General features: G+C 58.5%; 6 protein-coding genes. 2 read left to right on the top strand and 4 right to left on the bottom strand.

The features are described 5' to 3' along the window. Positions 1 to 740: 740 nt before the first annotated feature. Entirely contained in the window at positions 741 to 4,703 is a 3,963-nt protein-coding gene (locus tag EDC90_RS19550) for a hypothetical protein (protein WP_132314213.1), read from the bottom strand. Between the two features lie 268 nt (positions 4,704 to 4,971). Between EDC90_RS19550 and EDC90_RS19555 the strand changes: the two genes are divergently transcribed. Next, a complete protein-coding gene (locus EDC90_RS19555) occupies positions 4,972 to 5,259 on the top strand; it encodes a hypothetical protein (RefSeq protein WP_132314214.1) in 288 nt (95 codons plus the stop codon). Between the two features lie 111 nt (positions 5,260 to 5,370). On the opposite strand, the gene EDC90_RS19560 is transcribed toward EDC90_RS19555, so the two are convergent. Continuing rightward, a complete protein-coding gene (locus EDC90_RS19560) occupies positions 5,371 to 7,053 on the bottom strand; it encodes a toxin-antitoxin system YwqK family antitoxin (RefSeq protein WP_132314215.1) in 1,683 nt (560 codons plus the stop codon). Further along, positions 7,050 to 9,197 (bottom strand): hypothetical protein, encoded by a 2,148-nt coding sequence (locus EDC90_RS19565; protein ID WP_132314216.1) that lies wholly within the window; start codon positions 9,195 to 9,197, stop codon positions 7,050 to 7,052. The genes EDC90_RS19560 and EDC90_RS19565 overlap by 4 nt, the downstream gene beginning before the upstream one ends. A 190-nt stretch (positions 9,198 to 9,387) precedes the next feature. Here EDC90_RS19565 and EDC90_RS20995 point away from each other — a divergent pair, with 190 nt between their 5' ends. Next, the gene (locus tag EDC90_RS20995) at positions 9,388 to 11,346 is read left to right on the top strand and encodes a DUF2207 domain-containing protein (RefSeq protein WP_165972910.1); all 1,959 of its coding nucleotides are present in this window, start codon (positions 9,388 to 9,390) and stop codon (positions 11,344 to 11,346) included. Positions 11,347 to 11,400: 54 nt separating this feature from the next. On the opposite strand, the gene EDC90_RS19575 is transcribed toward EDC90_RS20995, so the two are convergent. Next, positions 11,401 to 11,787: a pyridoxamine 5'-phosphate oxidase family protein gene (locus EDC90_RS19575; RefSeq protein WP_281015421.1), complete on the bottom strand. Its 387-nt coding sequence runs from the start codon at positions 11,785 to 11,787 to the stop codon at positions 11,401 to 11,403. Positions 11,788 to 11,867 lie beyond the last annotated feature (80 nt).

Genomic DNA, 11,867 nt, shown 5'->3' on the forward strand with positions numbered 1-11,867 from the left:
CCGCCCGTCTCAGCTCCGGCGCCAACACGTTCAAGACAATCCTCAAAACCGTCAGCCCCTGAAAAGCCCGGACGAAACAGCGTGGGCAATTACGACGAATATGACTTCCACAACCGGAACAACACTGTGCACCTTTGAAGGTGTTCTTTATATGTTTTTTGAACCCCGACTTGGCTACCTCGTTTACTCTACTTTTACGGGTGAACAGTGGTCAGATTCTTCCGAAGTTAACATTAATACTGACAAGTCTCCTGGCGCGACCGTTGACGTTAACTTTGGGCAGATGTGGTTATTCTACAAGTGGTCCGGTACCTACTTATCGGGAACGGCATATTGTGGTTCAGATGTGCGCTGGTCTGCTCAGGATCTGTTGCATTTGCCACAAACATCTCACTCCCCGGATCTGTGTAACACTTCTCGCGGCCTCAGAGCTGTCTGGACAGATCAGACTTCCAGTACCGTCTACACAAATATATTAACGAGTCCATTGTAGGGGGCCGAACCGTCTACGCATCGTGCTTTCAGGAGGTTGTCCATTCGGAGCCAAGCGCGGAGACTGGAGTTGCCGCGCTTCAGCACTCACCGGAGGCGCAGGCAGCTTTAGTCTATGCCATCTCACACAAGATCGTGCCGCGTTGGGTCGAGCGATTCAGAAAGGGTGGCGCTGCCATGGCTGATCTGCGTGAGACTATGAACACGACTTTCTGTATGACGGTGACCGGTTCTCACTCCCTTCATTTTCAAGGTCTTGTGTGAACCGTGGTCAGCAGAGCCGGGTTTATTTTGTTCGTATAGTTGACGGGAAGCGTTGATGTGCCCTTGTATTCGAACTCCAGACTACCACGATAGCGATTGAGTAAACCGGTTTTGGCATTCTCTGCCCTGACGACGCTCTGGAGCAGACCACCGGATTGCCGATCAGCCACCTGGTTTTGTTCGAAAAGATCGATTTTCTTCAGTTGATAGGCATTTTTTCCGTCGACCTTGAGGCTCAGGATGCTTTCATTATCGGTGCATATCGTTTTCAGATCCTTGACCACCTGCGACTCTTCACTCAGGCGGCGCCCCAGCGCTTTTGCCGAGCTCCCGAGCTTACTGGACGCCTCGATCAGCTTGTCGGCCATTTCATAAATACGTTCGGCGGGCAGTTCGTAGGTACCGACAGCCTGAAAGCCGGCGCTTTGTCCGTGCCGCTCCAGCCAGGTCTGGCTGTGTATCGAGGCCTTGATATTATTGATATCATGCGCGAGCTGGTTGTTCTTCCGGCCACTTACTTTTTGGCTTTGCTGCAACAAATATCGAAGCGTGAAATCTTTGTACAACAGCCTTGGGCGCTCATCCCATTTTAACGCCGCGTCATCGTTTTTCGTATCCTTCATGAAGCCTTTCAGCTTCTCTTCACGGCCGTTTCTGGAAAACGCAAAGTCCGCAATCTTGTCTGCAGGCTTCTCCTTCTCATAGGTATGCTCGCCCTTGAAAATAATCGTGGCCAGCATATCAACTTGATCCATCGCCCTTTTCAGGTCCTTACGGCTATCCTTGATCTCCATGCCGGATGTTTTAACGCTCTCGAGCGAAGCCAGAGCAGACTTCAATGCCTTTAGCGTTTCCAGACGCTCTTCGATATCCCGGAGCTTATCGCCGTGCTCATTCTCTGCGTCGTCTGCACTGGCAAGCCCCTGCGCCCTTGCATGAACAGAAGCGTTCCGTTTTGCCTCAAGCTCTTCAATTAGATGCTGGCACCACGCCTTGCCATGCCCCTCAACATCCTGAAATGCGTTTTTGAAGGGCTGCGTGTAGTCCAGCTTTCGCGCGTCAGTGCCGCTTTCGTATGGAACCACGCCTTCACGCTGGCCAATCAGAATGGGGTTCACAACTGCATGTTTATCGCTGACGTTGACGACATTGATGTACATCATCTTGCTTTCGAAGCCGAGTTTGGCTTGCATATACGGGTAGTTGCTGCTTTTCTTCGTGTTTTCGTCAACAGCACCACCCCTGGTCATTGTCCTTTCCCTGTTCCAGACCCAGCCACCTTCAACGCGGGGACTGACAAGGAGACGCGCCGCAACCCCGTAGGGATCATACGGCGACGTTTCACTTCGAAAGATCAGCGGCTCCGGATAACCCACGCTCACTGGTCTGACCTCGGCCGAGGCGCTCAAAGAGACTTTCACTTCACTCTGCTTCTTTGTGGTGAACGTGGGGTTCAGCCGTGCGGCGCCCGGCTGACCTCTTCCGATTTCAGTTGAAGGAGAGGGGAAGAACGAATTGCCCGAGCCAGCCTCCGGAAAGAAGTTGAGCAATCCTGAAAGCGTTTCTTCAAGCTTTTCCTTTTCAACGGAAAATGAAATCTGGCTGTCGCTTGTTGTCGCGAGAGACCCATTCACCGAGATTTCAAGTGGCATAACACTAGCCAGCGACAGGTCACCGACCGAAAGGGTGGCGACACTTTCAAACCCCTGACCGATGCCGGCAAAGGCAGAAATTCCTTTCTTATTTTTGTCAAGAAGCGCCACTTTGTATTGACCGTCATCCTGCTTTTCGATCTGAAGTCCGATATTGCTGTCCGCGTTCACGAAAACACCGCCAATCGGCCCGCCGAAGCCACCTCTGCCAGCAATAAAATAGGTTCCGATCGATTTACCAAGATCAAGCTTGAAACTGTCTTTCGGTTTTAAATCCTCGAAAACAGGCAGAAGCTTGCGCAGCAAAGGCGGGGTCTTACCGGAGGACGGCGCTGCTCGGGCGCCTGTTGCAGAGACTTGAGGGGCTGGTTCGCCAGTGGATCGCACAGCCTCCTGCGCAGTGTCCGTATGTGGCTGGTCGCCAAACGGATCGAGAAACGCTTCGAGCTTTCTTGCAAATCGGCTATTTGCCTGTTGAAGCTCATTCCTAAGCTCGCGGCTGGCGTCTTCCATATCCAGAAAGCTGTCCCGCCCGGGAATATGAAGGTGCCCGGATAGCACCAGATGCTTATTTGACTGATCAGCAAGTTTTTGCGCCAGCTCCTTTTGAGCACCGGCAAGCGCATTCAGGTCTTTCTCCTTCGAAAAGGCGCGATGCAGTGCCCGCAAATTCAATAGATTATGCGCAGCCCTGTAGAGCACGAGCGAAACGTGCGGATCATCCAGCCTTCCATTTTGGCCGTCCAGAATAGCTTGTCTCGTTTTGGAAAGGTTTGCTCTGATGTTCTGCAACGCGAGGAGGTCTTGTCGCGCGCCGCTGCCGAATGCGCGTGCGGCGCCCGACGACGCTTCCAGCAGACGATCAATCCGCTCGATCGCAGCCTCACACTCCTTCGCCACATCATTGGGAAAGGCATAGTGCTGAGAATTGACCGATCGGTTTTTATGGTGCGGCCCTTGTACAAACGCCATTCTTGTGTCACGCGCACAGGCCTGCATGTCGGCTTCCAGGCGTGACAGATTGGCAAGGTAAGTAAGGTAATTCCTGTCCTGAAGAGAAGCAAAAACGTGGCTGCGCGCACTCAGATCATCGGCCTTTAGATCGGGCAGGCCCTTGCGGTATTCGCCTTTGACCTTACCCATTTCCTTGTCGATTTTCTGGTTTGCAACCGCACCGCGCCAGGCTGATTTGCCAAAGTGTTTAGCGCTCTTCCATATCGGTGCAAATCCCGTTGCCCTATCGCCCAACTGCACGAAATCGCGATCCTTAAAATCCTGCACGATGTTGTCACAGGCTTGCAGCCCCGCACCCGGCCTGAGATATAGCTTTCCGCCCTCAGCCAAATGACCGGCGGTGGTTTCAGGCTTTTCTGAGCTATGCAGATGCGTAAAACGCGAATCTTTGTTTAAGACCGGCTGAACCTGTGTCGGCCCGGAGAAAAAGTCTTTTACATCCGACTGCTGCGTTTTGAAATAACGAACCTTGCGTTCATGTGTCCCCATAAACGTGCTGTCAGTATGCGTGACGAGTTTGACCAGGCCCTGATAGCTTGAAATCGATATCGCCTTCTCCCAGTCATGCGGCAGCGGAATTTCCCCCGAGGCGGACTGTCTGCTTCCTTGTTTTCTGGTCGCCTGATCCATATTGAAATAGACCTTGCCGTTGTTCACCCGCAGGTTATATCTCTGATCTTTGATTTCGAAGTATGCCTCAGGTTTAGGGGCTTCACCTTCAGGACCCGACAGTTCGGTGACCTTCACCTTGATGTCTCCAGTCCGCAATTCCCGAAGATCAGACGCTTTTCCAGACAGAAGCCCTCTCAGGTTGCAACTGTGTTTTGTGGGTTCGGTCGAAAATTCAAGTTCAACGGTTTGGTCGGGACCACGCGGCGAAACCCTTTTCGCCAGCACACGGCCCTTCTCATCAAGCCACAACGCTTTATAGGAATGAATTCCGGCATCCAGTGCAATGCTATGAAATGGGCGTTGCCTGCTATCCGCAGTCTTTTGCGGCTGAATCAGCGGAACTTCCGGTGCAAAGGCAAGATGTATCCTCCTGTCATTATCAATAGAAATAACGCCATGAAGTCCACTTGCATGTATCGCATGCTCCAGATTGATTGCGTTCTCATTATCGAAAATTCGCATATCAGATGTGACCGACTGAGCTTGGCCGGACCGCGGTCCGCCTGAAGACCGCACATTGCCTTTAACATCAGGTGGCGCATTTTCAGCACGATGAGAAAAGGCACCGCCCGGCCTCCCATTGCCGATATTGTTTAGATTTGGCGCCATTACTACCTCCCTGAATGACTTATTTTATATTCTAACTATATATTTCCTATTTTCACTTTCTAAAAAATTATATTCATCACAGATGAATTTATTTTCGATATAATATTATATTTATTTCAGTATAGTTTTATTCTATGATAGCTGTATATTTGTTTGTCTCTGTGACAAGGCAGGGGCCGTGGCATTCGGCTCAGCATGTGAATGCTGATTGATGCTACGCTCCGAAACAATGCCAGAGGGCAACGACCATCAGGAGCTTGTGACGCGCATGAGTGATAACGATCCCGTTCAGGGGGAAATACCGGTCGAGACCTTTCCTGAGTTCATGGGTCTGCTTGAAGATGTCTTTCGATTTGAAATGCCGGAGATCCGCAGCATTGTCAGCAGTTTCAGCACGATTGCAGAACTGACGGAAAGCCTGTCCATATTAGCCGCATTCATTGAAAACGCAGAAATCGATCCGGACCTGAAAGAAGAGGCGATGACGCTGATCGGCCAGGAGCAGGAGATGATTTCGTTTTCCGAGGTCTCGCGCAATGGCGTGACTGCGCTTTAAACAATGCGCACCAAATCCGCGCCGCCGGAGTTGCCATGCAACACACATTGCGAGCTATCTGAACCTAACAAAGTCTGACGGCATTGCGCTCAAAGCCCGCCCGATGCGGGCTCATGGCGCGTCCCGGGCGGGCACCGCAGCGCCTTCCAGTCGGCCATCGCGCCAGGGCTCATGTGAAACGGGGCCCTCGGCGTCGTAATAGGTGGTGGTGCCGTCGCGCTTGTCGTCTTTCCACATCTGCACTTCCTCAAGCGCGCCGTTTTCCGCCAGGAGGTAGCGCGGCCCGTCCTTCAGCCCGTTGCTGAAGCTTGTGACCGCGATGCGGTAGCCGTTGCCGTCAAAGGTCGTCCAGCGGCCTTCCTTGATGTCGTGGTCGTAGCGGCCCTGTTTCGTTTCATCGCGGTAGGGCACCTGTTCCAGCCATTCGCCGTGCTTTTCGCCGTCGACATAGCGGCCGCCGGCAATCATTCGGTCGCCATCCAGCTCCTTGTAGGGGCCGTTCAATACGCCCGCGTCATAGGTGGCAAGCCGCTTCAACTCGCCGTTCATCCTGTATGTGCGCTGCGCGCCGGTCAGCTTGCCGTCATCGTCATAGGTCTCGCGGATGATGTCGCTGGAGTGTTCCGTCCGGCGCCAGTCGCCGACGCGTTTTCCCTGGTCGTAATAGCCCCGGTCCCACTCCCGGCCGCGCCAGGCGCGGGTGTAAAGCCCGTCCTCCTTGCCATCGACATAGTGGACGCGGGTGGTGATCTGGTCGATCTCGGTGGTCGAGACGAACAGCCCGCGATATGCGCCATTGACCAGTTCTCTGCGGTCCAGAAGCTTATCGTTGAGATACTTGGTGAACAGGAGATAGCCGTCGGCCTTGATCTCGGTTTCGGTGAAATTGCCGTAATGCTCGCCGGTTTTTTGCCCTTCGCCACGGCCTTCGATTTGCACCGGTTCCTGGAGCCAGATCAACTCACCGTCCTTCCATTTCCGGTTTCTCACCTCGCTGCCATCCTCGGCATAGTCGGTCTGGGCCACGAGTTCGCCCGATTCCGACCAGCGTTTTGCGCTGCCGGTCGGTTTGCCCATCGCGTAGTGACGCTCGGCCCGGCGCGCGCCCGAGGGCCAGTATTCGGTGACGACCCCATCGGCCGCGCCATCGACATATCGGCCTTCCTCGATGAGGTTTCCGTCCTTGTCATAGTCCCTGTAGGGCCCGTCGCGCCGGCTCATCGACCAGTGGATTTCGGCGGCAAGCTTTCCGTTTTCGTGGTATTTGCGCTCCACGCCGTTGATATGGCCGTCGACATGATTGTTTTCGGCCGAAAGCGTGCCGTCCTCATAATAGAGACGCCACGGGCCGTTTAGCACGCCATCCTTCCAGGTGGTTTCGCGCTGGGTCTTGCCTTCCGCCCAGTAGCGGACCTCCGTGCCGTTTTTCTTTCCATCCTCATAAGGCGTACGGCCCACGACATTCTCATACTCGTCGAAGGTCACCATCTCGCCGTCGCGGCGGCCGTCCTCGTTGAGCGGAACGCGGGTCTTGAGGTAGCCCGAGCCGGGATAGAAGGTCTCGATCTTTCCGACCTTGCGGCCTTCATCCAGCGTCGGGGCGGTGCTCCAGACGCGGGCGTAACGGTCATCGTCTTCGTCGTAGATATCGATGATATAGACGCCGTCCTTTGCCTTTTCCGGCGGCGTGTAGCTGTAGGCGCCGTCCGGGGCGGGTGCCAGATTTTCATCGACATTGGCGGCATGGGCGGCGCCTGCCGCCAGAGCGAGCAGAAGGGCGAGAGCGGTTTTCATCGGGCGTCCTCCCTCGGTTCAGGCAGATCGGGAAAGCGGATTTCGAAGCGCCGGGTCACCGGGTCGGAACCGGCGTCCGCTTCAAGGATGCGTTCGGGCCGTCCGGCGGCGCGGATATGGCCGTCTTCAAAGAGCGCCGCAGCGAGCGTATGGTCCGGGGGGAGGGGCGTGCCATCGGGCGCGACCAGCGCCAGCGCGGTGCCTTCGGCATCGACCAGACGGAAGCGTTCATTGAATGCGCTAATCGTCATGATGTGGTCCGCGCCAAGGGTTTCGGGATCGATCAGCCATGGCCGCGCGGGATCGAGCGCTGCGGTCACCTCGCGCCATGCGACGGCGGTCTCGCAATCGATGACGACGGTGACCGGTTCATGCCCGTAGAAATGGGTGCGGATGCCGTCATCGGTCTGAAGTTGCAGCGTCGTCGTGCCGGTCCCTTCGTCCGCCTGCGTTTCGAAGACCAGGTCGTGACCGGCAAGCGGCGCGGGCTCATCCAGCCCCGCCGCGCAGTGCTTCGCCTGCGTCGTCGCGAGCCTGAAACGCAGCGCGGCCAGATCGAGGCCTTCGGGCGTGAGCGCATCGAGCGCCGGCGGTGCGCCATCCGGATAAAGCGGCCGTGTCTCGGGTTCGGTGTCGGGATCGAGGCGTTTGCCGCGTTCGGTGCGGAAGGCGACCGTGCGGGTCGCGGCCGGCGTTTCGGCATAGCGCTCGACGCGGATATCGATCGTGTCCGGCACGGTTTCAGCCTTGAGCACAACCTTGAGGCCGCTGTAATCCGGCAGCGCCAGCCGGCGTGCCTGGCTTTCGGCCGGCGTCAGCCAGTCCGCGCTGCTGTCGGCGGCATAGATCTGTCCCTTGACGTCGCTGCCTTCCGGGAAGGAAAGGCCGAAGAAATCCCAGGTTTTGCCGGAGAGCAGCAGCGCGTAGCCGTCATCGGTCGGCCGGAATTTTGCCGAAACGCCATTGCGGCTTACGCTGGCCTTCCCATCCGCATCCGGTCGCAGCGTCAGCGTGAAAGGCTCTGCGGGATACCAGTCGACATCGGCGGTGAGCGCCGTTGCCCGCTCCAGATCGTCGCGGACATCGCCGATGCCGACCGGACGCGCCCGCGAGACCGTCCGAAACCCGCCATCGCCCGGAACAGTCACGGGCAAGGTGGCGACGAACTGCGTCGGCAACTCGGTTTCGCCGTCGAAGAGATGAAAATCATGAAGCGCGAAACGGCCGATATTGCTGGCCGCTGCGGGATCGTGGGCGAAGCTCAGCGTGTAAGTCTTGCCATGCCTGTCCGCTTCTCCCGGCTTGCCGGGAAACACCATGTCGGGCTCGGGCGGCATGACGATGGTTGAAAACGGAAAGGTCGGCATGTCATGCCATTCAGGTTCGCCCCGGAATGCGTGGGTATAGAGCGGGAAAGGGCTTTCCGTGTTCGCCATCGCGATGGTCTGGCGCGAGAAGCGTTCGTCGTCCGCGCCGGGATTGATGCGCGTATCGTAGGTCATCACCGAGCGCTCGACCCAGCCGCTTTCGCGCGCCAGCACCGAAACGCCGGACAGTCTCGTATCCACCGACGCGCCCTCATAGCTGAGGAAAACCGCATCCGGCGTTACCGAGGTGACCGTGATTTCGACATCGGCGACGCCCGGCAGCGTGGTCGTGGTCGTCCAGCCTTTCTCGACTTCGATTTCGACCGGCAGGATCGGCTGGCCGAGCTGGTCGCGCATCTGGGTCAGCATGGCTTGCGGCATCTCGGCATCGCCGCGCGGGGCGAAATCCTTGAGCCCGTGACTTTCCGGATCGATCGTGGCGGAAAAGCCCGCGCGCATCAGCGCGGCAAGATCGTCGGGCGCGTCGCCGAAGGCGGTGCTTGTCACCCGCGATCCCTCGTCATAGGCAAACCACAAAGGGAAGACATCCATGCTGATCTCGCCATCATCGTCGCGGCCGGTGACCGCGAAGCGGGTCAGCGCCGAAACGAACTGGTTGTCGCGGAAACTCGAATCACTGAAACCGGAAGCCATGGAAATTTCGAGGTGATAGGTCCGTTCGCTGCCGACAGTCGGGTCGAAAATGAGGGTCTCGGCCTTTGCCACGCCGGGGATGGCGGCGACAAGCAGGGCGAACCAGAAACGTCGTTCGATCATGCTTTCTCCTTCGATGGCGCAGTCATGAAGGGGCGGGCAGAGAGAGGCAAGTAACTCTAAGTTGAGATTTACTCCCTGTCGGGAAAGATCGTTGTAACAAACGGATTTGTTTATGCTTTTTCACCGGGCTATAAGGCCCCGTCACCCGGATTCGCCACACCAGAAACCAGGGCCGTCAGCGGCATTTTTTATGAAGTCACGCTCGATTTTTCAGACATTTTTTTCTGGTCGGCAGCGCGCATTCGGGGGCAGTCGCGCGTGCGCGGCGCGGCCGGTCGTCGCGGCCGTCCTGCTTGTGCTGATCTGGCTGTCACCGGCCTCGGCGCGCGAGCGGATCGAGCGTTTCGAAAGCGACATCGCAATCGGCCCGACCGGCCGCCTCGATATCACCGAGACCATCGCGATCAAGGCGGAGGGATACCGGATCGAACACGGTATCTTTCGCGATCTGCCGATCGCGGGACGGACGGCGGAGGGCGGTGTCGATCCCGGCGCGCTGCAGATCTTTTCCGCCACGCTCGATGGCAAGCCGGTGCCCATGCGCGTTGCCCGCCGCAGCGACTATATCCGCATATTTCTGGGAGATGCCGGAACCGATCTCGAACCGGGCGTTCACACCTTCCGGCTTTCCTATCGCACCGGACCGCAGATCGAAAACCGCGACGGTCAGGACGAATTCTACTGGAACGTGACCGGCACCTATTGGGCCTTCCCGATCGACAATGCCTCAGCGACCATTCGCCTGCCTGACGGCGCGGCGGCCACGCAGGTCGCCGGCTATACCGGCCCGCTCGGCGCGACGCGCGCGGAAGTGTCACGCGGCCTCAGCCCGGATGGCGGCACGGTCGATGTCTCGACCTACCGCATTCTCGACCCGGAGGAGGGGCTGACGGTCGCCGTCGGCTTTCCGAAGGGTTTCGTCAGCGAACCGGCGGCCGCCGAGCGGTTCCGGTGGTGGGTGCGGCGCAATCCGGGCGTCGCGATTTCCGTTACCGGCCTCGGCGCTCTCGGCTTGCTTTTCCTGTTCGTCTCCCGGCGGATCAGGCGGCCCGGAGAGGAGCACGCCGGACGCTATCCGGTGGTCGAGCGGCGCAAGCCGCCGCGCGGCACGACGCCGGCGCAGGTGCAGTATATTTCGATGCGGCGCATGCTCGGCCATTCCGCGCTCCTCGCCACGGTCATCAATCTCGGCCTGCGCGGGCTGATGACCATCGTGCCCGAGGGCAAGGCCTGGCGGATTGTGCTGGACGCGGGCGATACCGGCCCGCTCGCGCCCGAGGAGGAAGCGCTGGTTTCGGGCGTGCGCGCTGAAGGCGGCAGCGTCCTGGTCGAGCGCAAGAACCGGCAGACACTGCGGCGGCTTTACGGCGATTTCGCCCGCGCCGTGCGCACCACCCATGGCCGGCGGTATTACGCGCCTAATGGCAAATGGAAGCTGGCCGCCGCCTTCCTCTGCTCCGGCCTTGCAGCAGCCCTTGCGCTGACCGGCATGGATGGCGAAGGGTGGATCCTCGCCTATGGCCCGCTGCTGCCGATTCTGCTTGGTCTGGCGTTTGCGGGCTTCGATGCGCGCGCCTCGGCGGATACGATCAGCAATGCTGCCGGAAACGGCATGGGCGGCGGGCTGGTCGCGAGCGCGGGGCTGTGGCTGGTGACCGGCTTCTTCACCGGCGCCTTCGGCTGGGCGACGGCGCTTGGCCTTGTCGCGACGCCGGTGCTTTTCTGGTGGTTTGCCGCGCGGATCGGCCAGCCGACGGAGGAGGGGCGGGCGCGCGAGGCGGAAATCGCCGGGCTTCGCCTTTATCTCGAGCGCGTCGGCGACATGCGCCACGCCAATCGCAGCGAAAGAGACGCGCTGCCGGCCCTTCTGCCCTTCGCGGTGGCGCTCGACATGAAATCCGAATGGAGCCGCGCCTTCGACAGCGTCATGGACGCCGGCTCCGGCACCATCAACCCGATCCCCTTCGGCCTGCACCCAACCTTCTACGACACAGGCGCGAACGGCGCGACGATCTTCGGCGCCTGCCAGGCGCTCAGCACCAACCTGACGGCCTGCATATCGCCCAACGGATCGGGCTCGGGCGGCGGTTTTTCGGGTGGCGGCTTCTCCGGCGGTGGCGGCGGAGGCGGTGGCGGCGGCGGCTGGTAAACCGACCGCCACCAAACAGGTCGCAAGTGAGGCCGTGGAGGCCTCGATGGTCCGCTAGAAGCGGACCTCGAAATGGTCCCCCATATCGGGTTCCTCATCCGTCACCTTGGCCTTTGCGATCTGGATGGCAAACCCGATCGCGCCCTTGGTGGCCCAGACCTCGGCGAAGTCGGGCGTAAACCGGATCAGCCGGATGTCGGGATCGTCGATGCCGTCGAACCAGCTGGAGGCAATCGGGTTCCAGAGCGCCTCGAGCTTTTCCCGGTCCTGAACCACCTCGGAGCGACCTTCCACGCGGGCATGCATCTCGCCATTGCCGGTGACGATCAGCGAACTCTCGCTCTCGCCCGCCTCGATCGCCTTCACCAGATCGGTGCCCTTCGCGGTGATGAACCAGATCACCCCTTCCTTGTCATCGGGGTAGGGTGGACTTGCCCTTATTTAGTGGAGAGGTTCTGTCTCAAAATTCCGGTTTATTACCTCGAACTGGATCGGTGATTTATATCCGAGAGCAGAATGTC

Source organism: Martelella mediterranea, assembly GCF_004342225.1.
GTDB lineage: Bacteria > Pseudomonadota > Alphaproteobacteria > Rhizobiales > Rhizobiaceae > Martelella > Martelella mediterranea_B.